The 24,208-nt window shown below is 72.1% G+C and carries 19 protein-coding genes; 9 read left to right on the plus strand and 10 right to left on the minus strand.

Going from position 1 to position 24,208, the window contains the following annotated elements; genetic code table 11:
- Positions 1-20: 20 nt before the first annotated feature.
- Together IPN03_10715 and IPN03_10720 are read left to right on the plus strand one after the other, a co-directional pair.
- Complete coding sequence (locus IPN03_10715) at positions 21-1,253, plus strand: GGDEF domain-containing protein (GenBank protein MBK9374174.1); 1,233 nt, start codon at positions 21-23, stop codon at positions 1,251-1,253.
- A 48-nt stretch (positions 1,254-1,301) separates the two neighbouring features.
- Complete coding sequence (locus IPN03_10720) at positions 1,302-1,793, plus strand: GGDEF domain-containing protein (GenBank protein MBK9374175.1); 492 nt, start codon at positions 1,302-1,304, stop codon at positions 1,791-1,793.
- Here IPN03_10720 and maf read toward each other — a convergent pair.
- Positions 1,790-2,365 (minus strand): septum formation inhibitor Maf, encoded by a 576-nt coding sequence (maf, locus tag IPN03_10725; protein MBK9374176.1) that lies wholly within the window; start codon positions 2,363-2,365, stop codon positions 1,790-1,792. The two genes, IPN03_10720 and maf, sit on opposite strands and share 4 nt — an antisense overlap.
- An 8-nt stretch (positions 2,366-2,373) precedes the next feature.
- Positions 2,374-5,454 (minus strand): VWA domain-containing protein, encoded by a 3,081-nt coding sequence (locus tag IPN03_10730; protein MBK9374177.1) that lies wholly within the window; start codon positions 5,452-5,454, stop codon positions 2,374-2,376.
- Positions 5,455-5,585: 131 nt separating this feature from the next.
- Here IPN03_10730 and IPN03_10735 point away from each other — a divergent pair, with 131 nt between their 5' ends.
- Together IPN03_10735 and IPN03_10740 are read left to right on the plus strand one after the other, a co-directional pair.
- Entirely contained in the window at positions 5,586-6,758 is a 1,173-nt protein-coding gene (locus tag IPN03_10735; protein ID MBK9374178.1) for a cysteine desulfurase, read from the plus strand.
- A gap of 116 nt (positions 6,759-6,874) precedes the next feature.
- The gene (locus IPN03_10740) at positions 6,875-7,567 is read left to right on the plus strand and encodes a zinc-ribbon domain-containing protein (protein ID MBK9374179.1); all 693 of its coding nucleotides are present in this window, start codon (positions 6,875-6,877) and stop codon (positions 7,565-7,567) included.
- A 3-nt stretch (positions 7,568-7,570) separates the two neighbouring features.
- On the opposite strand, the gene thrC is transcribed toward IPN03_10740, so the two are convergent.
- Genes thrC through IPN03_10765 form a run of 5 tightly spaced genes read right to left on the minus strand, consistent with a single transcriptional unit; the run spans position 7,571 to position 13,072 of the window.
- Entirely contained in the window at positions 7,571-8,875 is a 1,305-nt protein-coding gene (thrC, locus tag IPN03_10745; protein ID MBK9374180.1) for a threonine synthase, read from the minus strand.
- Between the two features lie 11 nt (positions 8,876-8,886).
- Positions 8,887-9,843, minus strand: coding sequence for a homoserine kinase (locus IPN03_10750; protein ID MBK9374181.1), 957 nt, complete (start codon positions 9,841-9,843; stop codon positions 8,887-8,889).
- Entirely contained in the window at positions 9,840-11,237 is a 1,398-nt protein-coding gene (locus tag IPN03_10755; GenBank protein ID MBK9374182.1) for an aspartate kinase, read from the minus strand. Before IPN03_10755 ends, IPN03_10750 begins: the two co-directional genes overlap by 4 nt.
- Positions 11,230-12,174: a hypothetical protein gene (locus IPN03_10760; GenBank protein ID MBK9374183.1), complete on the minus strand. Its 945-nt coding sequence runs from the start codon at positions 12,172-12,174 to the stop codon at positions 11,230-11,232. The genes IPN03_10755 and IPN03_10760 overlap by 8 nt, the downstream gene beginning before the upstream one ends.
- Positions 12,175-12,196: 22 nt before the next feature.
- On the minus strand, positions 12,197-13,072 hold the full coding sequence (locus IPN03_10765) for a hypothetical protein (GenBank protein MBK9374184.1): 876 nt from the start codon (positions 13,070-13,072) through the stop codon (positions 12,197-12,199).
- Between the two features lie 80 nt (positions 13,073-13,152).
- Between IPN03_10765 and IPN03_10770 the strand changes: the two genes are divergently transcribed.
- Entirely contained in the window at positions 13,153-15,747 is a 2,595-nt protein-coding gene (locus tag IPN03_10770) for a CHAT domain-containing protein (GenBank protein MBK9374185.1), read from the plus strand.
- A gap of 52 nt (positions 15,748-15,799) precedes the next feature.
- Positions 15,800-16,744: a GNAT family N-acetyltransferase gene (locus tag IPN03_10775; protein ID MBK9374186.1), complete on the plus strand. Its 945-nt coding sequence runs from the start codon at positions 15,800-15,802 to the stop codon at positions 16,742-16,744.
- Between the two features lie 40 nt (positions 16,745-16,784).
- On the opposite strand, the gene IPN03_10780 is transcribed toward IPN03_10775, so the two are convergent.
- Together IPN03_10780 and IPN03_10785 are read right to left on the minus strand one after the other, a co-directional pair.
- On the minus strand, positions 16,785-17,420 hold the full coding sequence (locus IPN03_10780; GenBank protein MBK9374187.1) for a YceH family protein: 636 nt from the start codon (positions 17,418-17,420) through the stop codon (positions 16,785-16,787).
- Positions 17,421-17,422: 2 nt separating this feature from the next.
- Positions 17,423-18,577 carry a methyltransferase gene (locus IPN03_10785; protein ID MBK9374188.1) on the minus strand — a complete coding sequence of 385 codons (1,155 nt, stop codon included), beginning with the start codon at positions 18,575-18,577 and terminating at the stop codon, positions 17,423-17,425.
- A 35-nt stretch (positions 18,578-18,612) separates the two neighbouring features.
- Here IPN03_10785 and IPN03_10790 point away from each other — a divergent pair, with 35 nt between their 5' ends.
- A complete protein-coding gene (locus tag IPN03_10790; protein MBK9374189.1) occupies positions 18,613-19,266 on the plus strand; it encodes a histidine phosphatase family protein in 654 nt (217 codons plus the stop codon).
- A 69-nt stretch (positions 19,267-19,335) separates the two neighbouring features.
- On the opposite strand, the gene IPN03_10795 is transcribed toward IPN03_10790, so the two are convergent.
- Complete coding sequence (locus IPN03_10795; protein MBK9374190.1) at positions 19,336-20,661, minus strand: tetratricopeptide repeat protein; 1,326 nt, start codon at positions 20,659-20,661, stop codon at positions 19,336-19,338.
- Positions 20,662-20,851: 190 nt separating this feature from the next.
- Between IPN03_10795 and IPN03_10800 the strand changes: the two genes are divergently transcribed.
- Positions 20,852-23,014, plus strand: coding sequence for an alkaline phosphatase family protein (locus IPN03_10800; protein MBK9374191.1), 2,163 nt, complete (start codon positions 20,852-20,854; stop codon positions 23,012-23,014).
- 182 nt (positions 23,015-23,196) lie between these two features.
- Positions 23,197-24,183, plus strand: a complete 987-nt coding sequence (locus IPN03_10805; protein ID MBK9374192.1) for a peptidoglycan DD-metalloendopeptidase family protein — start codon at positions 23,197-23,199, stop codon at positions 24,181-24,183.
- The last annotated feature ends 25 nt before the right edge of the window (positions 24,184-24,208 follow it).

Consider the following 24,208-nt stretch of genomic DNA (forward strand, 5'->3'; position numbering starts at 1 on the left):
ACGCGCCTATCATCGCCCCGTTGCTGTCCGTGTCCATTCTCCTGGAAGCCGCTCCCGGGTCGAGTGCGGTCTTCGAGGTCGCTGGTGGCCCTGCCCCCGGCGTGCCGGAACTCCTGCCGGCTCTCGTGGTACCGGCGGCGTCCGCCGTTGCCATCGCCACACTCGGCCTCGTCGCGCTCCTCTTCTTCGGCCGCGATCGGAGCCGGAGGGATCTCCTCCTCTACGCCCTCCTCGCCGCGGGCCTCGCAACCTACCTCGCCGCGGGTCTCCCGCTCTGGGAGGCGGGGTACCCACGGCTTCGGGGAGTTCTGGCCCTCGTGCTCCCGGCCCTCGCGTACCTCCTCCTCCTGCGTTTCCTCGAGCTGCCGCACACCGCGGCCCGTCTCGCGCTTCTCGTCTTTCCCGCCACGGGTCTCGTCTTCCTTCTCGCGGCTCCGGCGGAGGGGCGTCTGGCGGGTTGGTTCGACGCCGGGTCCCTCGTCCTCTTCGGCGGAGCGGCCCTCGTCGACCTTGCGAGGCTCCACCGGCCCGACGGCGCGCTTCTCTTCGCGGCGACGTCCGCGCTCCTGCTCGCGGCGCTCTTCGACGCCGCCGTCTCGAGCGACGTTCTCCTCCCCGGCCTGGCGCCTCCGCCGCTCGTCGGTCCTGCATTCCTCCTCTTCACGGCGCTCCTGCTCGTGGCCGTCGCGGACCAGGGGCGGCTGATCCTCGAGAGGGCGACGACCGACGCCCTGACCGGTCTTCCGAACCGCGTGACGTTCCTGGACCGGGCGCAGAGGGAGCTGGCGCGCGCGGAGCGGAGCGGGAGCTCGCTCGCCCTGGCGATGCTCGACATCGACCACTTCAAGCGCTTCAACGACCGCTACGGCCACCAGGCCGGGGACCGGGTCCTGTCGATGGCCGGCCGGGCGGTGGCGGGTGCGGTGCGCGGCATCGACATCGCGGGACGCTACGGGGGAGAGGAGCTCGTCCTCGTCCTCGTCGACGTGGAGGGAGACGCGGCCGTCGCCGCGGTCGAGCGAGTCCGCGCGGCCATCGCAGAGGTCCGTCTCCCGCACGTCCAGGAGAGCGTGACGGCGTCGGCGGGCGTGGCGCTGCACCACGGGGCCTTCGACAGCGCCGGCGTCTCCTCGCTGATCCGGAGGGCGGACGAGGCGCTCTACGCGAGCAAGGCGGCGGGACGGGACCGGACGACGGTGGAATCCCGCGGACCCGAGCGTCCGACGTCACCCGCCGAGGTCCGATACCGCTGACACCCCGTCAGGCGGCCTCCCGATCGCCGCTGATAAGATGCGGTTTCGATGTCTCCCGACACCGGAATTCGCGACGCGGTGACAGGGCTCTACGTCCGCGAGTACTTCGACGACGTCATCGCGCGAGACCTTGAGCGATCGCGCCGGCACGAGATCCCGCTGTCGGTCGTCTCGGTCGTCATCCGGGACTTCGACCGGCTCGCGGCGGCGGGCGAGGAGGCCACGGTCTCGGTTCTCGTGGAGATCGCGCGGGAGCTGGGACGCAACGTCCGCGAGACCGACCACCTCTTCCGCTGGGAGGACGACGAGTTCCTCCTCCTCCTGTTCGGCGCCGACGCCGCCGCCTGCGCGCAGAAGGTGCAGCAGCTCGACCAGCTCTTCAGGACGTGGCGCCAGGGGGGCGGGCCGATACCGGCCGCGGTCAGGATCCGGGTCGGAGGGGCCACGCACGAGAGCGACATCGTCTTCGCGTCGGTGCTCCAGGCCTCTCGCGCCATGGCGCGGCCCGGGGTCGCTTCGACGCCGGCAGCTCGGTCCTAGAGTAGAAAATCAAGACCTGACCCCAGGCTCCGGACGAGGCGGAGGGGGAGGCCGATGACGTTGGACGGCGTGCCGGAGATCCGTTCGACGAAGAGGCCGCCGAGGCCCTGGAGGGCGTAGGCGCCCGCCTTGTCGGAAGGCTCGCCGGAGGCGACGTAGGCGTCGACCTCCTCGTCGGTCATCGCGGCGAAGACGACCTCGGTCGTCTCGCGCCCGGAGACGAGCACCCCGTCCCGCGCGAGCGCCACGCCGGTGACGACGTCGTGCGCGCGGCCGCGGAGCGCGCGGAGCATCCGCCGGGCGTCCTCGTCGTCCCGGGGCTTTCCGAGAGCGGCGCCGTCGAGGACGACGATCGTGTCGGCGGCGAGGACGACCGCCCCCGGCGGCGCGGCGGGCGCCACGGCCGAGGCCTTGGCGCGGGCGAGCCGCTCGGCGGCGTCGTGCGGGTCCTCGCCCGGGAGGAGCGACTCGTCCACGTCGGCCGGGCGGACCTCGGGCTCGAGCCCGAGGGTGCGGAGGAGATCGAGGCGGCGGGGGGAGGAGGAGGCGAGGAGGAGCTGCGGCCGGCTCACGCGCGGAGCTAGGGGTAGTAGCCGCTTATGGTGCGCGCGTCGAGGTTCGTCGGGGTCATCTTCACCTCCACTTTCCTCCACGCCGATCCTTTTTTCACCGGGGGCGTGTAGGTGAGGAAGTACTGGCTCCGGAGCTCTTCGTCGATCTCCTTGTAGACGCCGGCGAGCCCCTTGGCCGAGTCGACGTAGTAGACGGCGCCGCCCGTCTCGCGGGCCATCCGGTTGAGCTTCGTCCGCACGTCGAACTGCGTTCCGCCGATCTTCAGCCCGATGAAGTAGATCGCCACGCCGGTCTTGCGCGCGTAGTCGAGGGAGGCCTCGAACGTGAACTTCGAGGCCCTGTCGGCTCCGTCGGACAGGATGACGTAGGCCTTGCGGCCCTTCGTCCCCTGGTACTGGTACAGGCCGTAGACGACCGCGTCCCAGAGGGAGGTCGAACCCTGGGCCCGGAGGCCGGCGAGCGCTTGCGCGAGCCGGTCGCGGTCCGTCGTGAAGCGCGACACGAGCTGCGGCTCGTTGTCGAACGTGACGAGGAAGGCGCGGTCGCGGGGCGTCATGATGCTCGCGAGGAAATCGTTCGCGGCCTTCTGAGCCTCGGGGAGGACCTCCTCCATCGAGCCCGACGTGTCGACGCCGATCCCGAGGGAGAGGGGGAGGTTCGTGACGACCTCGAAGCCGTCGATCGACTGCTCGACGCCGTCCTCCAGGACGCGGAAGTTCGTCTTCGCGAGCCCCGTGACGGGCCGACCCTTGTCGAAGACCGAGGTGTAGAGCTCGACGGCCTGGACGTCGACCTCGGAGAGGTACTTCGGCGCGTTGATGTAGCGCACGTCCTCGCTGACGTCCCCGTCCTCGAGCGTGGCCACGACGCGGAGGAACCCGATCTCCTCCTGGCGGGGCACGTCGACGATCTGCTGGAACGGAGGCTGGTAGAGGATCGCGGCACGGGTCTCGTTGACGTAGATCTCCAGCTTCTGGAGCTTCTTCGTCTCCGGGACGGCGAGGTCGGCGACGACGCGGACCGGGCCGAAGACGCTGATCCCCTTCTCCGGCGCGGTGATCTTGACCCGGAACGCTTCGCGCCCCTCGTTCAGGACGAGCTCGTCCTCGGAGAGCATCCGGCCGTCCTTCGAGAAACCGGCGACCTTGACGATCCGCTTGCGCGGGAGCTCGCCGAGGTCAAGGTCGGCCTCGAAAGGGGGCCGGCGGTCGGTGATGACCTTTCGGCCGTCGAGAAAGAACTCGGCGGAGGCGATGTCGTCGGAGCTGGCGCGCGTCTCGAACCGCACGACCCCGGTCGCGAACTCGCGCGCGATCGGCAGGAGCGTGAGGGCGCCCCGCTCGTTGGGGGAGGCGACGAGGCGGGCGAGGGCGGCCTTGGCCGCTTCCCGCGCCGCCTTCTCCTCGGGGGAGAGGCTCTGGTCGGGCGACTCGGGGACGACGACCTTCTCGTCGATGAGGGCGGCGCCGTTGCGGTTCGAGTCGGCGATCTTCACCTTCAGCCGGTACTCGCCGGGGTAGAGGTAGCGCTCGATGTTGAGGGGGAGGAACGCTCCCTTCACCGTCGAAGCCGGGAAGTCGAAGCGGTACCGGAAGTTGTCGACGAGCTTCCCTCCCTTCACGATCTCGCCGATGACGTCGAGGTCGTAGAAGGTCTCCTCGCCGAGCGCCTTCGTGCCGAGGGTCTCGCGCTCGAGGAGAACGGAGATTTCCATCCGGATCTTGCTCGCGACCATCTCGGGGAAGCGCAGGACGCGCTGGACCGGGAGCTTCGCCGCCGCCGGGTCGACGTCGGTCGTCATCAGGAGGATCTTGTCGACCCCCTCCACGTCCGGCTTCGGGCCCGTCTTGAGCTCGTCGACGATCTTCTGGGCGGTCATCGTCCCGAAGACGCCCGCGGCGGTCGCCATCGCGCCGTTGATCTCCCTCCACTCGGAGCAGCGCGTGACGTCGATCGTGCGGCCGGGGCCGATCCCCGAGAGGCCCGCGATGCCGCCGACGAGGAGGGCCTGGGGACCCTCGAGCGGCGTCCAGAGCCGGAAGTCGCCCGTCCCGAACGGCTGGTAGAAGAGGAGCGAGATCTTGCTCATCCGGAGCGTCTCGAGACGTTCGTAGTACCAGATCTCGATCGGGTTGTAGACGTCCTGGCAGTCGATCCGGCGGAAGCCGTCGGGGGGGCCGTTGATGAGGAAGATCCGTCCCTGGTCGGTGTTGACGTGCCGGAACCGCTGCTTGACGATCTGGAGCCTCAGCTCGTAGATGTCCTTGAAGGCGACCCTCTGCCCGTCGGCATCGACCGAGCGCCGCTTCCAGAAGTCCTCGACGAACTTGTCCCGCTGGTAGTCCGAGCCCAGGCGGAGAAGCGTCGCCTCTTCGACGTCGGTCAGGATCGGCTCGACATCGGACAGGAACTGGCGGTAGCGATCGGGCAGCGCCTCGATGGCCTGCTTGCGCTCCTTACCCGAGAGTTTCTTCGCCGAGAGGACGAGCGGCGCCGGCGCCCCGGACGGGGCCGAGACGGTGGGGCCTGAGAGGGGGACGGCCAGGGCGGCGCGCTCGCGGAGGCCCCCGGCCGTGTCCTGCTGGCGGGAGGAGATCGCCCGGTAGGCGGCCTGGACGAGGCCGGTGTCGGCGCATCCGAAGGCGCTCTCGGCGAGAGCGTCGAGCGGCTTGTCGGCCTGCGTCTTCGGTCCGAAGAGAACCGATTCGCCGTCGATGACGGTCCAGTAGCGGGAGATGCCGGTCCCGGGCTCGGGGAAGAACAGCATCCGGGTGTTCGTACCGAGGAGCCGGTGCGCCAGGTAGGTCCAGACCTCGATACGCGCGAAGAGGTTCGGGCAGGAGACGATGCGGCGGGCGTCGGGACCGCCGCCGGAGGCGACCCACACGGAGGCGCGGTCGTCGTCGAGGCGGCCAAAGAGGGTCAACGCCTCGGCGCGGAGCGCCTGGGTCGGGTCAGGGGCCTCCGCGGAGACGTCGACCCCCCTGGAGGGGTCGGCCGGAACGGCCGGCGGCGCCTGGGCCGGCGCTCCGGCAGCGAGGAGCGCCGAAGCCGCCATGGCGAGCCATCGAGCCTGGATCCGGGCCATCTCCGTCCTCCTTGGCATCCCTTCCCGACCTGGCAGGAAGCGGACCGTATCCGAAGTGTACGGCCCGCAACGGTCCGGGTTCGTGAGGAAGGACACCGGCGCCGGCGCGGGCCTCTCTAGAATCCCGGCGGATGCCTGTTCGACCGTCGGTCTACGTCGACCACCACGCAACGACACCGCTGCGGCCGGAGGCGCTCGAAGCGATGCTCCCGTGGCTCGCCTCCCTGGCCGCGAATCCGTCCTCCATCCACGGCCCGGGGCGGGCGGCGAGGGAGGCGGTCGAAGTGGCGCGCGAGGCGGTTGCGGCGGCCCTTGGCGCCCTTCCCGACGAGATCGTCTTCACCTCGGGCGGGACGGAATCGAACGCCCTCGCCGTGAGAGGCGCGGCCCTCGCTTGCCGGGAAAAGGTGCCGGGGAGAGGTCTCGTCGCCTTCTCCGGGGCCGAACACGCCGCGGTGCGCGAGGCGGGCCTCTCCCTGGCCGCGGATGGGTTCGATCCGGTCGAGCTGCCGGTCGACGGCGCGGGGCTACCCGATGAGGCCCGTCTCGCGCCCGCACTCGACGCGAGAACGGCGCTCGTCTCGCTCATCCTGGCCAGCAACGAAACGGGTGTCGTGAACGGGCGCCTGCCGGACGCGGCCAGGGCGGCGCACGAGGCCGGGGTCCTCGTCCACACCGATGCCGTCCAGGCGGTGGGGAAGATTCCCGTCGTGCCCGGGGCGCTCGGGGTCGACCTCCTCTCCTTCACGGCGCACAAGTTCGGCGGACCGAAAGGTGCCGGGGCCCTCTGGGTGAGAAAGGGCGTTCGCCTCCGGCCGCTCATGAGGGGCGGCGGGCAGGAACGGGGACGCCGGGGCGGGACGGAGAACGTGCCGGCCATCGTGGGCCTGGCGGCGGCCCTGAAGGCGGCTGTCGCCGGGATGGAGGCCGAGGCACGGCGACTCGGCGCCTTGAGGGACGCCTTCGAAGAAGGGCTCCTCTCCCACGTTCCCGGCGTCCGGATCAACGGGATCGTGGCGGGAACGGGAAGCCGCCTCCCCACGGCCAGCTCGGTCACCTTTCATGGCGCGGACGGCGAGACGCTCCTCGCCGCACTCGACCTCGAGGGGGTCGCGGCCTCTTCCGGGTCGGCGTGCGCCTCGGGAACTCCCTCGCCCAGCCGGGTTCTTCTCGCCTGCGGAATGCCGGTGGCCGAGGTCCGTGCGACGCTGAGGTTCTCCCTCGGGTGGACGAGCGTGGAGCGCGACGTCGCGGTGCTCCTCGAGCTCCTGCCGGGGCTCGTCGCCCGCGCCCGCAGCGCCTGAGATGACGCACGGCGCGCGATCCGGCGCCGGGCCGCCTTCGCGTGGCTTGATCCCCGGGACCGGGGAGTGTCTAATCGGGCAGGTTCCGGATCGGGTACGACCGCGGGGGAGATGCGTTGATCATCCAGTGCTCTGCCTGCAAGACGCGCTACCACTACGACGAGGCCCGCTTCGCGGGGGCCCCGGCGAAGAAAATTCGTTGCACCAAGTGCGCGACGGTCTTCGAGATCCGCAATCCGGCGCTGACGGCGCCTCCCCCGGCGGGATTCCAGCCCGAGGAGACGAGCTCCATCGGTCATCCGATGCCCGGCTCCGACGAGTTCAATTTCGACACCACGATCATGGGCTCTCACCGGAAGAAGCCGGCCGCGCCGCCGCCGGCCGGGCCCGGTGCGCCTCCCCCGCCCCCGCAGGCCCCGCAGCCCCGGACCGGCACGGCCGAGGTCCCCAAGCCTGCGGTGGCCGCGACCGCCGCAGCGGTCTCGGGTCGAAGGCTCAGGCTCCCCGACTGGGAGAAACTCTCGCTCGCCTGCATCGCCGGGCCGGAAGCCGGCCGGATCTTCGAGATCGACCGGGCGCGGATGGTGATCGGCAGGGCCGGGGTCGACATCCTCCTGAACGACCCGGAATGCTCGCGACAGCACGCCGCGATCGAGGTCTCCGACGACAAGGTCTTTCTCGTCGACCTCGGGTCGACGAACGGGACCTACGTCTCCGACAAGCGGATCTCGCAGCTCGAGCTCGAGAACCGCTCGGAGTTCGACGTCGGCTCCACGACGCTGATGCTCATCCGGACCCGGAAAGAGTAGGACCTACCCCTCCCCGAGCGCCCCGATCACCGCCTGGAGCGTGGCGGGAAGGCTCCGCGGCGGATTCGCGAGGCGAGCCCGGCTCCCGTGGTAGCGAACGGCGGACCCCGAGAACTTGATCGCGTGGGCCGTCGCGACGACGACGACCGTCTCGTCCCTTCCGATGGACCCCTCGCGCCGGAGCTTTCCGGCGGCCGCGAGGGCGACGGCGGAGTTGGGACAGATCGCGAGGCCGTGCCGGTTCGCGAGGGCGGCCGCCTCGAGGAGCTCGGCCTCCGTGACGCGGGCGACGAGGCCGCTGGAGAGCTCGATCTCGCGTCGCGCCCTCGGGTGCGAGACGGGGGCGCCGATCCGGATGGCCGACGCGTCCGTCTCGTCGGCCGTGCGGGTGACGTGCTCCGAGAAGCCGGTGAGCCACGAGCGGTAGAACGGGTCGGCCGCCTCGGCCTGCGCGCCCGCGATCCGCGGTCGCTTCCCGATGACGCCGAGGTCGAGCCACTCCCGGATTCCCTTGCCGATGGCCGAGACGTTTCCCGCGTTTCCGACCGGGACGACGAACCAGTCGGGGACCTCCCAGCCGAGGTCGTGGATGGCCTCCTGCCCGATCGTCTTCTGCCCCTCGATCCTCACCGGGTTCTTCGAGTTGAGGAGGTAGACCGGCCGCGTCCGCGCCAGTTCGGCGACGATCCGCATGCAGCCGTCGAAGTCCGTCGCGAGGCCGAGCGTGAGGGCGCCGTGGTGGAGCGCCTGCGACAGCTGCTCTCCGGTGATCTTCGCCTCGGGAAGGAGGACGACGGACCGCATGCCGGGAACCTCGGCGGCGTACGAGGCGAGCGCGGCCGAGGTGTCGCCCGTCGAGGCGCAGACGACGTCGGTTCGCCCGAGGTGGCGCGCCCACGAGACGCCGACGGTCATCCCGCGGTCCTTGAACGAGAGGGTCGGGTTCTCCCCCTCGTGCTTGACGAAGAGGCGCGTCAGGCCGAGCTCCTTGCCGAGCTCGACGCAGCGGTAGAGGTTCGTCGACCCTTCGGGCTTGCTGACGATCTCCGCCGGGGCGAGCGCGGGGAAGACGTGCTCGCGGTAGCGCCAGACGCCGCTTCGCTCGTACGCCGGGCTCTCGGCGTTCGGCAGCGCGCCCCGCCTGCGGTCGAAGAGGTCGCGCCACTCGCGTCCCGACAGGCCGAACGAGCCGAGGTCGTGCAGGACCTCGAGGAGGCCCCCGCAGGCGGGGCACTCGGTGAAGACCTCGCCGATGCCGTGCGAGGTCCCGCAGTCGAGGCAGGAGAAGCGGGAGAGGGGCGTCTTCACCTGCGCAGGCCCTACGCCTCCCGCGCCCCCCGCGGCGAGACCGCGTGGATGCTCGCGTCGGCCTCGACGCCGAGGGCCCTGAAGGCCCGCTCGGCCGCCTTTGCGATCTTCCCGGGGGCCGGCCCCTCCTCGGAGAGGGCGAGGATCGTCGGGCCGGCGCCGGAGAGCGCCCAGCCGAGGGCGCCCGCCTTCTTCATCGCGGCGGTCACCTCGTCCCAGCCCGGAACGAGGGCCCGGCGGCGCGGCTCGGCGATCCGGTCGCTGCCCATCCATCTTCCGGCAGCCGCCAGGTCTCCGCGATGGAGGGCGTCGACCAGGGCGGCCAGGGCAGCCGCCTGGCGCGTCGCGTCCGAGAGGGGTATCTCGCGCGGGAGGACGCGGCGGGCGTCCTTGGTCGGGAGCTCGGCGTCGGGGTGGACGAGGACGAGCCGGAGGCCGGGAGGGACGGGGAGAGAGATCGGAGAGACGAAGTCGGCGGGGTCGGACGACGGAACGAGGACGAGGCCTCCGAGGATCGAGGCGAACCCGTTGTCTCCGTGCCAGGAGCCGTCGGCGGCGTGCTCGCCCCTCAGGACCGCCTCGAGCAGGACCCGTTTGCGGGTCTCGCCGAGAAGGAGCGCGACGGCCTTCGCACCGGCCGCTGCCGAGGCCGCCGAGGAGCCGAGGCCGCTCGCCAGGGGGAGCCCCTTCTCGAGAGAGATCTCGATTCCCGTCCGCGGGGTGGCACGGCCGGCGACGATCGCCGCCTCGAGGACGTGGGTGGCGGCGACGGATGCGGTGTTCTTCTCGGAATCGAGGGGGAGCCGCCCCTGGTCGCCCGTGATCTCCACGATCCTCACGCCGGGCTTCTTCGAGCGCCACGCGGTGACGGTGTCGCCCGGCCCGTCCAGGGCGGCGCCGAGGACGTCGAACCCCGGACCGAGGTTCGCGACGGTCGCCGGGGCGAAGGCGCGGACGCGCGTCGTCACGGCGCCACCGCCGCGTGGAGCGCCTTTACGGCGGCCGCGCGGTCCTTCTCGTCGACGGCGAAGGAGATGTTGCACTCCGAGGAACCCTGTGCGATTGCTTCCACGTTCACTCCTGCGCGCGCGATGGCGGTGAAGACCGTCGCCGCGATGCCGACGGTCCCGCGCATGCCGTCTCCGACGGCGGCGACGACGGCGATCGGCGACTTCGCCGCCACGCCGTCGATCGCGCCGACGAGCTTCTCGTAACGGAATTCCTGCCCGAGCGCCGCCGCGGTCCGCGCGCGGTCGGCGTCGGGAAAGACGATGGCGATGTTCTGCTCGGAAGAGGCCTGCGAGAACATGACGACGGAGACGCCGAGCCGGGCCGTCGTGCCGAAGACGCGGGCCGCGATCCCCGGAATCCCGGACATCCCCTTGCCGTCGAGGGAGAGGAGGCAGAGGCCCGAGACCGCCGTCACGGCGCGGATTCCGGGCCTCGGGTCCCCCTTCTCCGAGATCGTCGTCCCGGGGCCTTCCGGTGCGAAGGAGTTCCGGATGACGAGCGGGATCTTCGCGGCGATGGCCGGGAGGACGGCGGGGAAGTGGAGGACCTTCGCGCCGAAGTAGGTCATCTCCGCCGCCTCGCGGTAGGAGAGCCGGGTCAGGAGCCGGGCCTCGGGGACGACGCGCGGGTCGGCGGTCAGGACGCCGTCGACGTCGGTCCAGATGACGACCTCCTTCGCGCCGAGCGCGGCGCCCAGGAGAGCGGCCGTCGTGTCGGAGCCGGAGCGTCCGAGCGTCGTCGTCTCGCCGGACGGGGCGCGCCCGATGAAGCCCGTGACGACCGGGACGATCCCCTTCGCGAGGAGCGCGCCGAGCGTGCGCCGCGCCCGCGGGTCGGTCTTCTTCCGGTCGCAGGTCGCGGTGCCGTGCGTCTCGTCGGTGACGAGGAACGTCCGCGCGTCGACGGCGCGCGCCGGGACCCCCGCGGCCGTGAGGGCCGCGGCGACGAGCGGGGCCGAGAGACGCTCGCCGAAGGAGGCGACGAGGTCGGTGACGCGCGGGGTCCGCTCGCGCAGGAGCGAGATGCCGGAGAGGGCGGTGTCGAGCTCGGCGAGCGCGGCGCTGTCGAAGGCCGTGCCCACACCGGTTGCGGCGGCGATGCCGGCGGCGGCCGCCTCGTGGCGCGCGCGCACCTCGGCCACGTTCTTCCGGGCCCGGGCGAGGTGGCCCCGTTCGGCTTCGTGCGCGGCGGCCAGGAGGAGGTCGGTGACCCCTCCCATCGCCGAGGCGACGGCGACGAGACGGCGGCGGCGCGACGCCGAGGCGAGGATCCGGGCCGCGCGAACGATCCGCCCGGCGTCGCCGAGCGAGGTGCCGCCGAACTTGTGGACGACGAGAGGTCTCTCACTCATTTTCGGCGAGGAGCCCTTTCTCCAGCTCGTCGAGCGCCGGACGGAGCGCTCTCCAGCGTCCCGTGCGGACGTCGCCGAGAACGTTGCTGACCCGGGCCTGTCTCACGCCGAACGCGGCGCCGACCTCGCTTCCCGACAGGCCCGTGAGGCGCCGGCAGAGCCAGATGGCCGCGACCTTGGCTTCGTGCGCACCCGGGTGCGCGAGCCGCGCCTCCGGAACGCCGAAGCGGGAGGCGACCGCCGTCCGCACCCTCGCGAGGTCGACGGCGCCTCGTATCGGCTTCTCTCCGGGTGCCGGCCCGGCGAGCAGGCGCAGCCGGACCTGCCGGGCGAATTCCGCGCTTCCGACGACGACCCGGGAGACGGCTCGCTCGCGGAGCGGGCGGATTCCGCGCGTATCCGACACGAGGCGGCGGAAGCGCTCACGGGCGCGTGGCCGGGCAGGAGATAGGCGGCGCAGCGTCGCTTCCACCGTGAGCCAGGCGGGGCGTTCGGCCAGGCCGGCCGTCGTCGGGGCGCTCGACCAGCGCCAGTCGAGGGCGGCCCGCGCGAGCCGGGCCCTCACGGGTGCGAGCGCGACGCTGCGGGCCGCTTCGAGGAACGCGCTCTCGGGGTCGACGAGGAGGGACCGGAACCGTCCGTCGAAGAGCGGCCCGGCCCGTCCGTGGCGACCGTTGAAGGCCTGCGCGTACCGCCCGCCGAGGGCCCGCATCCCGTCGGAGAGGTTCGGTGCCGGCGTCTCGAGGAGGAGCTCGAGGGAGCTTCCGAGGAGGGCGTAGGCGTGGACGAGCCAGCCCCGCTCCGCCGCGGTCCGCCCGAGCTCCACGAGGAAGCGCTCCCGGTCCGCGTCGTCGCGGAAGAGGGGGCTCCGCTCGATCGCCCTGAGCGAGACGTGGTGCAGCGCTCCCGGGAGGTCGATGCGGGGAGGTCGGGACATGCGCCGCGATTGTAGTGGCCCGCTACCGCGCCCCCCGCTCCTTCCATCTTTCGACGAGGGCCTGCGGGTCGTCGGTCCCCACGGCGTCGACGCCGACGGCCGCGAGGCGGTCCTGGTCGCGGGGGGCGTTGGCGGTCCAGGCGAAGACCTTTGCGCCCGCCCCGTGGACCGCCCCGACGGAAGCGGCGGTGAGAAGGCCGTGGCGGGCGCCGATCCAGGCGGCCTCCTCGCGCCGCGCCAGGGCGGCGAGGTCGGTTCCGGTGTCGACCAGAGGCATCGAGCGGAGCGCGGGCTCGAGCGACCGGACGGTGCGTAGCAGGGCATGGTCGAAGGAGAGGACGAGCGTCCTGTCCGCAAAGCCCCGCTCCTTCAGGAGGTCGACGACGAGGCGGGCGAAATGGTCCCGGCCGGGCGAAAGGGCCGGGGAGCCCTCCTCGCGCTTGAGCTCGAGAAAGAGCGTGGCCCGCCGCGCGGCCTCGGGCTCGGGGGCGGCGAGGAGATCGAGGACCTCGGCCAGCGTCGGGATCGGGGTTCCGCGGACGGCGCGCTGCGCGGGGAAGGCGGGGTCCGTGACGGCCCCGCAGTCGAAGCGGCGGAGGGCCTCCAGGGAGAGCCCTCGGATCGCGAGGCCCGTGGAGGCGCGGCGGCCGTCGAAGGTCCGGCAGCGGGCGGGCGGGAGGGTCGCGTCGTGAGAGAGGACGAGGACGTCGTCCGCGCTGACGCGCACGTCGATCTCGACGCCGTCGGCCCCGGCCGAAAGTGCGTGACTCACCGCCGGCAGCGTGTTCTCCGGGAAACGGGCGCGTGCGCCGCGGTGCCCGACGACGAGAGGGCGGGGCGAAGGGGGAGGGGCCGGCGCCGGGGCTCCGGCGAGGAGAACGAGGAGCGGAATCGGCATCCCGTCCATTCTGAACGAGCGCTTCGCGCTGGCGGTAGGATCCCGGGGCCGGGGGGCGATCCATGCCGGAGAAGCGCGCGATGGAAGTGCGGTGCGAGCCGCCGGTCGGCTGGAAGGAAGAGCCGCCGCGCAGGGCGGCGGAGCGCGACGCCCTGGCCGAACGGCTGGTGGCGGGGGGACGGCTCGTCCTCGCGCGGATCTTCCGGCTGTCGCCGCTTCGGGGCACGACCGAGGGGGGGACCGTCCGCATCGTCGTCCCCCAGCCCGGCGGAATGGACTTCGTCGTCGTCCTTCGCCAGCCCTCGGGAGCGCTTTCGATCCACCGTCCGGCCTCCCGGCCGGCGCGGCGCGCGGCCGGGCTCGTCCTGGAGCTGGCGCTGTCCGCCCCGGGTGTGGTGCGCGGGGCGGGAAGCGGAGCGGGCGCGGCGGTCGTCCTGGTCCTGCGCGCGGCCACGCGCATCGACGCGAGGGCCGCCCCTCTGCTCGGCCGTGCATTCGAAGAAGCCGCATTCCGGCACGCCGGACTGGCCGAGAGGCTCGTCCACGTCACCCCCGAGGGGCTCGGCGAGGGGCGGCTGCCGGGCGCCGCGCCCTCACTCCTCGCGCCTCCGCCGGAGCGGAACCTCCTGCTCCTCCACGGGACGTTCTCCCACACCGCCGCCGGCTTCGGCGACCTCGCCAGGGGCGGGTTCTTCGAGGCGCTCGCTCCCCTCTACGGCGGACGGGTCTTCGGCTTCGACCATTTCACCGTGAGCCGGACGCCCGAGGAGAACGCGCGGATGCTCGCCGAAGCGCTGCCGGGAGAGCTGCCGTTCCTCTTCGATGCCGTCGCCCACTCGCGCGGCGGCCTCGTCCTCAGGACGCTCCTCGAAAGGCCCGCCGAGGTGGGGCCCAGGGCGAGCCGCTTCGCCTGCGGCCGCGCCGTCCTCGCCGCCGTCCCGAACCTCGGGACGCCGCTGGCCTCCGCGGAACGCTGGGAGCTCGCGCTCTCCGGCTGGCTGAACCTCTTCGACCTTCTCCCACCCGCGCCCGCTCCGCTCCTCGGGGAGTTCGTCGTGGAGGCCCTCCTCTGGTTCGCGCGGCGTGTCACGACCTCGCTCGACGGTCTCTCGGCGATGGACGGGCGGAGCGCCACGGTCGCCGCGTTCGAGCAGAGCGCCCTGCCCGAGGCGTATTCGGCCCTGGCGGCGAGCCACCGCGCCAGCGGCCCGCTCGCGCTCCGCCTCCTCGAGTCGGGCGTCGACCGCTTCTTCGGCGAGCCGCACGACCTCGTCGTTCCGACGGAGGGGTGCTTCCTCCTCGACCGCAGGAGCGGTGCGCGGATTCCCGACGAACGGGTCGCGCTCTTCGGGGCGGGGGGACGGCTCGGCCGCTCGCTCCGCCGTCCGGCCCACCACCTCGACCTCTTCGCCCGCGAGGAGGCCGTGGCGTTCCTCGTCGCCTCGCTCGCCGGCGAGACGTTCGGGCACGCCGGGCGGGAGGCCCGGCGGGCCGGCCCGAAAGCGGCACGCACCGAAGCCGCTCTCCGCGCGGGCGAGCCCGGGAAGACGTCGCCCCGGGCTCGCCGGACGACGGCTCCCAGGCTGGGCGAGACGCGGCGGGAGGCGCTCGAGCTGACCCTCCTCCCGGGGGATCGGGGAGGGGGAACGGCCCTCCTCCTCGCGCGCTACGGGACGGCCCGCGTGGTGGCCGAGGTGCCGCGCAAGGGCGCGGCGTGGCGGGAGATCATCAGGGGGCACGAGCGGCTCCGTTCCGTGTTCGACGGCGACGGCCGGCCTCTGCCCTCGACGGCTTCGCTCGAGAGGTGGGGCGCGGTGCTCTTCGAGACGCTCCTGCCCGGTGAGACCCGGCGACTCTGGGATGCCGCGCGAGGCGCGTCGGGAGGCTCGGCCACCGACGTCGTCTTCACGTCGCTCCTCGACTGGGTGGCCGACAAGCCGTGGGAGCTGGCGTACGACCCGCACCGCCGCGCGTGGCTGGCCGCGACCGAGGCGAACTTCACGCGGAACGTCGTCACGGCGATTCCGTGCGAGTCGGCGCCGCCGCGGCGCCGGCCGCTCGCCATCCTCGTCGCCGCCGCGCAGCCGGCGGGCCTGTCGGCGCTCTCCTGGGAGGCGGAGGCCGAAGCCGTGGGCGCCGGCCTCGCGCCCCTCGTCGACCGGGGACTCGCGCGGGTGAGGGTCGAGAGGGCGGTGACGGTCGAAGCGCTTCACCGGCTCGTCGCCGACGGGCCGTGCGACGTGCTGCACTTCATCGGTCACGGGACCTGGGACGCCGAACGGCGTACGGGATCGCTCCTTCTGGAGTCGGCCTCGGGCGGCGTCGCGCCCGTCGAGGCGCCCGTCCTCAGGGCTCTCCTTTCCGGGCGCGGGCTCTCGCTCGTCGTTCTCAACGCGTGCCTGAGCGCGCGGGGAAGCCGTGGCGATCTCGCGCGCGGGGTCGCTCCGGCGCTCGTCGCCTCGGGAATCCCTGCCGTCGTCGCGAACCAGTTCAGCGTCCTGGATGCCGCGGCGCTCGTCTTCGCGCGCGAGCTCTACAGGTCCCTGGCCCTCGGCCGGCCACTCGGTGAGGCCACCCGCGAGGCCCGCCTCGCGGTGAGGTGCGACGCCGCCTGCGGTCCCGTCGACTGGGCCGTTCCGGTCGTCTATGCACGGGATCCGGGGGCCGTCCTCTGACGGACCGGACCAGATCGCGAGCCGGTGGCAAGATGGGCCCGGAGGGTCCGCCATGACGATCCAGGTCCGGCCGCTCCTGGAGAAGGAGCTCGGCGAGGCCGACGGGATCTACCGCCGCGCCTTCGGGACGTACCTTCACCTCCCCGATCCAGCCGCATTCGACGGCGACGCCCAGGTCCTGAGGTGCCGCTGGACCGCCGACCCCGAGGCGGCCGTCGCGCTCCTGGAGGACGGTGTTCTCGCCGGGTCGAACGTCGTCACGTCGTGGGGCAGCCTCGGCCTCTTCGGCCCGCTCACCGTCGATCCTCCGCGGCAGGGCCGGGGGCTCGCCCATCATCTCGTCGAGGCGGCCCTCCGGCTCCTCGAGGGGCCGCAGGTCGCGTTCCGGGGCCTCTTCACGTTCGGCGAGAGCCCCATGCACGTGGGCCTCTACCAGCGCTTCGGATACTGGCCGGCAGGCCTGGCGGCGGTGATGTCGAAACGGGTCCGGACGGGATCGAAGGCGCCCGAGGGCACCGCGTTCCTCCTGCGTCTCTCGCCCGACGACCAGGCCGAGGCGCTCTCGGCCTGCCGCGAGCTGACGGACTCGGTCTTCAGCGGCCTCGACGTGACGGGAGAAATCCTCACGGTCGGCGAGCAGGGGACGGGGGATACGGTCCTCGTCCGCGAGGGGTCGCACGTCTCCGGCCTGGCCGTCTGCCACTCGGGAGCCGGGAGCGAAGCGGGCTCGGGGCGGGCCGCCGTGAAGTTCGCGGCGGTTCGTTCGGGCGCGGGCGGAGAGGAACGGCTCCGGAATCTCCTCGGGGCGGTGGAGGCGTGGGCCGGTTCCGTCGGGGCATCGATCGTCGCCGCCGGAACCGGCTCCGGCCGGGTGGGGGCGTGGGAAACGCTGAGGGCCGCAGGGTACCGCCCCTTCCTTCAGGGGCTCGCGATGCACCGCGACCGGCACCCGGGCTACGACCGCGAGGACGTCTTCGTCCTCGACGACTGGCGGTAGGGGGCGGCCGCCGCCGCGGAAGCCGGCCTGGCGGAGGGCGCTACGCCCCGAGCGAGCCCTTCAGCGCGGCCAGCTCGGCCTCCACGGCGCCGAGCCTCTCCTCGAGCGCCAGGAGGCGACGCTCGATCGCCGAGGGCCCGGTCGGCGACGCCGTCCGTGGAGCGAAGGGTTCCTCCGCGGGCGCCCCGCCCGCGAGGTGCGTCCAGCGTGTCTCCTTCTGCCCCGGCCGGCGGGGCAGCTCGACGACGAGCGGCTCGGAGTGCGCGGCCAACGTCTCGAGGAGCTCCTCGGCCGCTTCGACCGAGGCGAAGTCGTGCATCCGCTCGGAGCGGGCCCTGAGCTCGGCCGCCGTCTGCGGCCCCCGGAGGAGGAGCAGGGCCACGAGCGCCTTCCCGGGCGTGCCCAGCTGCCACTTCGCGTCGAGGTTGTGCTCCCACTTGTCGGAGCGTCCTCCGGTCACCTTCCAGGCGAGAACGAGCTCGCGGAGGCGGTCGAGACCCCCCGTCACGTCGGCGGCGCTCAGGTCGGTCACCGGCTCGCGGGAGGTCCGCTGGTTGCAGGCCGCGACGAGCCCCTGCAACGTCATCGGATAGACGTCGGGGGTGAGGAGCTCCTTTTCCAGGAGCGCCCCGGCGATGCGGATCTCCACGGGGTCCAGGGGACGGGGGAGCTTCAAAGTCAGGCCCTTCGCGCGGCGACCGCGGAGACGAAGAAGCTGGAGTAGCTTCGGGCGATCGCCTCGGCGTCGGGCAGGAACGTCACGTCCGTGAAGCCCGCGCGGGCGAGCGACGCGCGCCACGCTGCGGGCGTCAGGAAGCCGTGTGTCGGGCGGGCGACGGGGTCGAGCTTCACCTGCGTGAAGCTCTCGAGGATGTCGAACACCAGCTCGACGTAGATCGGCTGGTCGTTCCCGAGCGGCCGCACGCACTCGGAGACGATGAGCCAGCCGCCCGGCGCCAGCGCGGTGCGCGCCTCGGCGAGGACGGCGTCGAGATCGGGGGCGACGTGGAAGCAGTTGACCGAGTAGACGGCATCGAACGCACCGGGCGCTCCCCCCTGCGCCTCCCACGGCTTCGTCATGTCGAGCTTCGCCGCATCGACCGTGACGCCGGGTGCGGCGGCGGCGCGGGCGGCTCTCTCGCCGCGGCGGAAGAACGTCGGCACGACCTCGGTGAAGAGGTACCGCGAAACGCGGGACCCGAGCCTCGCGAGGGCGGCCTCCGCCGCGCTCCCGGCCCCGCCGCCGATCTCGAGGACCCGCCCGCCCGTCTCCGGGAGGAGACGCGTCAGGGCGACGGCGCCCAGGTGGTTGTTGACCGAATAGAGGAGGTTGCGGTTCGAGAAGTAGCGGAACCAGAGCGGGAGCCGGTCCGGACGGAAGAGGATCTCCTCGCCCGTCCTCTCGCCCGAGAAGAAAAGCCCCGCCTCATCGACGAGGATCCGGACGGCCTCGCCCGCAACCGCGGCGTCGGGCTCGGCCGCGGCCAGCTCGGCTTCGAGGGCCTCGAGGTCGCCCGGCCCGGAGCCGGAGGGGCCGTAGGACCCCTCGGAGGCGACGAGGTGCCCCGCCGCGGCGAGCTTGGCGTGCACGAACGCGACGAGCGGCAGGCTCCTCGGAGCCCAGCCGCGTGCCGCGACGAGGCGTGCCGGATCGGTCCCGGCGACGACCGGCCAGGCCCCGGCCCTCCTCAGGATCTCGGCGGAGGCGGCGTCGACGAGCTCGTCGAAGATCTCGCTGACGCGCAGGAATGGCCAGGTGAAGAGCGCGCGGACCTCGGGATCCGGAATGCGCGCGGCGAGCGCGGGAAACTGCGCCTCGGTCGTCCTCGGCATGAAACCGGATGATACGGATTCGTAGAATCAGCGGAATGAAGATCTTCCTCGTTCGCCACGGAGAGAGCGAAGGGAACCTCGGCGGGACCCTCCAGGGCTGCCGCCTCGACACGCCGCTGACCCGGCGCGGCCGCCGTCAGGCCGAGGCCCTCGCCGTTCGCCTCGCCGAGGCCGAGTTCGACGACGTCGTGGCGAGCCCGATGGCCCGCGCCCGCGAAACGGCCGAGATCTGCGCCGCGCCGCACGGCCTCGGGGTGAGGCTCGACCTCGAGCTCGTCGAGTTCGACTGGGGCGTCTGGACGGGCCTGCCGCTGGACGACGAGATGGACCGCAGCGTCGCCGAGCTGCGCGCGAAGTGGCGTTCGGGCGACGTCGACGCCGGCCCGCCCCGGGGCGAGTCGCCCCTGACGGCGGGTGCCCGCGCGGCGCGCGTCCTCGGGCGGCTGAAGGCGGCACGTCCCGCGGCGCCGCTCGTCGTCGCCCACGGCCGGTTCAACCGGATCCTCATGGCGACCCTTCTCGGGCGGGACCTGGCGCGCATGGACGAGGTCCGCCAGAGGAACGGCTCGATCTCGGTCTTCGAGTGGGACGGCGAGAAGGCGGCGACGCCGCTCATTCTCGACGACGTCTCCCACCTCGGCGGGGACGTTTCGACGCCGACGGGCAAGGTCGACTGGGCGAGGGCCTGACCGGCGCCCGCTCGAGGGGAGGCGCCGCAGGCGCCGCGGGGAGGCTCGTGGCGAGCCTCCCCGATCCGATCAGGCCGAGAGGCGTGGGTTGAGCGCGATCGCCTTGTTGAGCGCCTCGATCGACGCCTCGAACTTCTTGAGCCCTTCGTACGTCGTCTTCATCGCGTACCAGGCCTCGGCGTAGTCGTGCTTGAGCGCGGTGGCCTTCTTCAGGTGGCCGAGAGCCTCGTCGAAGGCGAGGTTGCGGTTCGCGGCCAGGCCCAGGCCGCAGTGCGCATCCGCCCTGGAGGCGTCGCAGCCGAGGGCCGTCCGGAAGGACTCGGCCGCCTCGGGGAGCTTTCCCTCCTCGAGGAGGGCGAAGCCGTGGGCGATGTGGACGTCCGCGCTGCCCGGGTCGATCTCGAGCGCCTTCTCGAACGTCTTGTGCGCGTCGCGGAATCTCTTCATCTTCCCGTACGCCACGATCGCGCAGGCCGGCAGGAGCGGGTCCTTCGGGAACTTCCTCGAGGCGCCCTGGGCGACCTCGGTGGCCCGCTGGAAGTCTCCCGCTTCGAGGAGGGCGCGGGCCGTCAGCAGGTGGAGGCTGCCGTCTTCCTTGTGCTGCTCCAGGGCGACCAGCAGCGGTTTGACGGCGGCCGAGAAGTCCTTCGCGTCGAACAGGGCGAGCCCGAGCTTGCGGTGGACCGGCGAGGTCTCGGGGGCCGTCTTGGCGGCGATCTTGTAGTTCTCGAGAGCGGTCTTCACCTTCCCGTTGATGCGGGCCAGGTCGCCGAGGTTCTCGAAGAGGAGGGGATCGGTCGACGTGCGCGCCGCCTTGCGCAGGCGGAGCCTCGCCCTCTCGGCGTCGCCGCGGGAATAGTCGACGAGCGCGAGCGTGTGGAGCAGCGTGGCGTCCTCGACCCCTCCCTGCTCGGCCCACGATTCGACGTCCTTCAGGAGCTTGCGGGCCTCCTCTGTGAGCGTCTTCGGGTGCTCGCCGGTCAGCTCCTCGAGACGCTGGGGGAAGCCGTCCGCGACGAGACGCAGGCGGAGCGCCTCGAACCCTTCGCGTGCCTTGCGGCCGAAGAAGAAGCGCTGCGACGTCTGGTCCTGCTTCGCCTTGCTCGCGAGGGAGTCCCGCTCCGCGCTCGTGGCCTTCAGCTGGTCCTCGGCGGCGGCGAGACGGGTTTCGAGTTCGGCGGCCTTCTCCCGGAGCGCGTCCCGCTCCGTCGTCGCCGCCTCGAGCTCCCGGGCGAGTCGCGCTTTCTCTTCCTCGAGAGAGCCGGTCGCCTCCCTGAGGCGCGTCACCTCTTCCGCCGAGGAGGCTTTGAGGGCGGACAGGGAGCGGAAGAGGACGACGGCGGCGATCGCGGCAACGGCCGCAACGGCGAGGGCAACGAGCAGTCCTGTCGACAAGGGGGCTCCTCCGCGCGAAGGGAACGGCGCAGCGAGGGATTTTACCTCCGGGCGAGTCGGGGCAGAAATGAGACGCCTGTGGTCGGGTTCACCGCCTCGGCTCCGGTCCGCCGGGTCTCGCGAACGGGCATCGACCTGGAGGTGGAGCCCAGGGGCCGGGAGCGCCGGGAGGCCGCCGTTAGAATGTCGCGTGCCGCGCAATCGGATGAAGTCCAGCCGCCTCGTCCTGGCCGCCTTCGGAGCCCTCCTCCTGTCCGCCGTCGCCCCGCTCCGGGCCCAGGAGGTCAAGGGCCGCGTCGTCGTCCTCGGGTTCGACGGGGCCGACCACCGCCTGGTCTCGCAGTTCATCGCGGAAGGGAAGCTCCCGAACCTCCAGAAGCTCGCGACGGAAGGGAGCTTCTCCTCCCTGCGTCCCACGATCCCGGCCCAGACCCCCGTCTCGTGGTCCACGTTCTCCACGGGGCTCTCCCCGGGCCGGACGCAGATCTTCGACTTCCTGAAGCGCGACCCGAAGACCTACCGCCCGGAATTCGCCATCGCGACCGAGGGGAAGAAGAGCTTCCTTCTGGGCCGCTGGAATCGGGCCGGCTCGGCTGCGGGAGGCGCGCTCCTGGCGTTTCTCGTCGTGTTCGCCATCGGCCGGCTCACGGTGAAGAAGACCCTCCCGGCCGCCGTCGTGGCTCTCGTCCTCGCCGCACCCGCCGCCTTCTTCTCGTGGCGCTTCGGAGGCCTCCTCCCCGAATCGCTCCAGACGGTCCGGAGCAACCGTCGGGGGACGCCGTTCTGGGAAGTGGCTGGGGCGAAGGGGATCAAATCGGTCGTCCTGCACGTCCCGGTCACCTTTCCGGCCGAGGACTACGCCGAGGGGCGTCTCCTGGCGGGGCTGGGCGTCCCCGACGTGCGGGGACGGATCGGCACGCCGAGCTATTACACGTCGGACCCGTTCTTCGCGCCGAAGAACAAGAACGAGTTCTCCGTCGAGCTCGTCCGTCTCGAGTCGAACGTCGGGACGGTCCAGACCGAGGTCTTCGGCCCGTACAACAAGCTCTTCGGCGAGCCGCCGGTGATCAGGACTCCGATGACCCTCACGGTTCTCCCCGACGGCGGGCGCCTGAGGATCGCACCGAAGGGCAGCGAGCCCGTGACGCTGAAGCCGGGGGAGTGGTCCCCCTGGGTCACCTTCACGTTCGAGTTCAACGCCCTGGTGAAGCTCTCCGGCATCGGGCGTTTTCACCTGGCGGCCATCGCACCGGAGATCCAGCTCTACCTCTCGCCCATCAACTTCAATCCGCTGAAGCTCCCGCCGGGGATCAAGATCACCGCTCCGAACGGCCTCGCGAAGGACCTCGCGAAGCGGTTCGGCCTCTACAAGACGATGGGCTGGTCGATCGACACCTGGTCGATGAGCGAGGAGACGATCGACGAGCCGGCGTTCCTCGACGACGTGACGCACACCGTCCAGCAGTACCGGAAGATGATGGACGGCCTGCTCGCCGAAAAGGACGTGAGGCTCTTCGTCCAGGTCTACGAGTTCACGGACCGCGTCGGGCACGTCATGTGGCGATTCCTCGACCCGATGCATCCGGCCTACGACGCCCAGAAAGCGGCGAAGTTCGCCCCGTCGGTCGAGCGGAACTACGTCCAGATGGACAACATCGTGGGCGACGCCCTGAAGGAGCTCGGCCCCGACGATCTCCTCCTCGTCTGCTCCGACCACGGCTTCACCAGCTGGAGGCGGTCGATCAACTACAACACCTGGCTCGTCCAGCACGGCTTCATGGTGCTGAAGGGGGGCGACGAGAAGCAGGCCGATCTCGAGCAGCTCTTCGGCCAGGGAGAGTTCTGGCCGAACGTCGACTGGTCCCGGACGAAGGCCTATTCGATGGGTCTCGGCGAGATCTACGTCAACGTGAGGGGCCGCGAGGCGCAGGGCATCGTCGAGCCGGGGGCCGAGTACGACGCTCTGCGCCAGGAGATCCGGACGAAGCTGACGTCGCTGGTCGACGAGGCGACCGGGCGCAGCCCCATCGAAAGGGTCTACACGCGTGAGGAGGCGTACGGCTCCTTCGACCCGGACCTCATTCCCGACCTCTTCGTCGGCAACAGCGAGGGCTACCGGGTCTCCTGGCAGGCGAGCCTCGGCGTCGTGACGCCCGAGCTCTACGAGGAGAACAGCCAGGTCTGGTCGGGGGACCACTGCTCGGTCGACCCCGACGTCGTCCCCGGCATCCTCTTCTCGAGCCGGCCGCTCCGCAAGGAGCCCCGGCCGAACATGGCCGACGTTCCGGCGACGATCTACAAGGCGCTCGGCCTCACGCCGCCCGAGAAGCTGGACGGAGTGCCGCTCTTCTGAGGGCCCGAGCCGTCCTCCTTCTCGCGCTGCTCGCCGTCCCGCCGGCCGGGGCAGAGGAGGGGGCGTCGCCACCGCCTCCCGCCCGCCAGGCGGCGGACGCGGAGCGGCGCCGCGAGCTCGCCGTCCTGCGCCGCCGCCTCGCGAGCCTCAAGGCGCGATACGAAACGACCCGCCAGCGTGCGGTGGACACCCGCGAGCAGCTGGAGGCGGCGGAGGCGAACCTGGAGCTCCGGACGACCGAGAGGCGGGTCCTGGAGATCCGGGCTTACGAGGCCCAGCGCGACGCCGCGCGGGCGCAGGCCGACCGGGACGCAGCCCTGCGCCACAGCGGAGAGCTGCGGGGGGATCTCGCCCTCAGGCTCTCCGCCCTGTACCGGATGGGGCGGCTGGGGTACCTGCAGACCCTCGCCTCGGCCGACACGGAAGAGTCGTTCCTGCGGGGGCTCCAGCTCCTCTCGTTCCTCGCGGCCCGGGATGCCCGCCTCCTGCGCAGCTACGAGGGCTCCCTCGCCGAGCTCGCCGTGAAGGAGAAGAGCCTCGCGGCGCTCCGGGCTTCGATCGCCGTGGTGGCGGCCGAGACCCGCGAGGCCGAACGGGCGCTCCAGAGGGCCCGGGCCGAGAAGGCGGCCCTCCTGGCGAGGCTGGAGCGTTCCGCCGAGGAGCAGCGGACGAACGTGGCGGTCCTGGAAGACAAGACTTCGCGGCTCGCGGCGCTCCTCGAGCTCCTCGAGACGCGGGGCCGGTCCCTTCCGGCAGGGGCGGTGTCGATCCGGAGGTACAAGGGGGCCCTCGACTGGCCCGCACGCGGGAAGGTCGCCGTCCCTTTCGGCCGCATCGCGAATCCCCGGTTCCCCAGGACGTTCCTGCGCTCGAGCGGCTGGACGATCGACGTACCGACCGGGACCTCCGTGAAAGCCGTCTTCGCCGGGGACGTCGTCTACGCGCAGTGGCTCAAGGGGTACGGCAACCTCGTCGTCCTCGACCACGGGGACGGCGTCTTCACCCTGTACGGCCACCTGATGACCGGGACCGTTCCCCGGGGGACGCGCGTGGCCCTCGGGGAGGTCGTCGGACGCGTGGCCGATCCGCCCGAGGAGGAGGCGGCCGGGGTCTTCTTCGAGATCCGCGAGAGCCGGACCTCGGTCGATCCGCACGGGTGGCTCCGCTAGGCCCGGGAAACCGTCCTCTCGCGAT

The sequence above is a fragment of the Holophagales bacterium genome, from assembly GCA_016719485.1.
Classification (GTDB): Bacteria; Acidobacteriota; Thermoanaerobaculia; order UBA5066; family UBA5066; genus UBA5066.

Coding starts and splice junctions, on each gene's coding strand:
- IPN03_10720 (MBK9374175.1), top strand. CDS start 1,302: ATGTCTCCCGACACCGGAATTCGCGACGCGGTGACAGGGCTCTACGTC.
- IPN03_10730 (MBK9374177.1), bottom strand. CDS start 5,454: ATGGCCCGGATCCAGGCTCGATGGCTCGCCATGGCGGCTTCGGCGCTC.
- IPN03_10735 (MBK9374178.1), top strand. CDS start 5,586: ATGCCTGTTCGACCGTCGGTCTACGTCGACCACCACGCAACGACACCG.
- IPN03_10755 (MBK9374182.1), bottom strand. CDS start 11,237: ATGAGTGAGAGACCTCTCGTCGTCCACAAGTTCGGCGGCACCTCGCTC.
- IPN03_10760 (MBK9374183.1), bottom strand. CDS start 12,174: ATGTCCCGACCTCCCCGCATCGACCTCCCGGGAGCGCTGCACCACGTC.
- IPN03_10765 (MBK9374184.1), bottom strand. CDS start 13,072: ATGCCGATTCCGCTCCTCGTTCTCCTCGCCGGAGCCCCGGCGCCGGCC.
- IPN03_10770 (MBK9374185.1), top strand. CDS start 13,153: ATGGAAGTGCGGTGCGAGCCGCCGGTCGGCTGGAAGGAAGAGCCGCCG.
- IPN03_10775 (MBK9374186.1), top strand. CDS start 15,800: ATGACGATCCAGGTCCGGCCGCTCCTGGAGAAGGAGCTCGGCGAGGCC.
- IPN03_10785 (MBK9374188.1), bottom strand. CDS start 18,577: ATGCCGAGGACGACCGAGGCGCAGTTTCCCGCGCTCGCCGCGCGCATT.
- IPN03_10790 (MBK9374189.1), top strand. CDS start 18,613: ATGAAGATCTTCCTCGTTCGCCACGGAGAGAGCGAAGGGAACCTCGGC.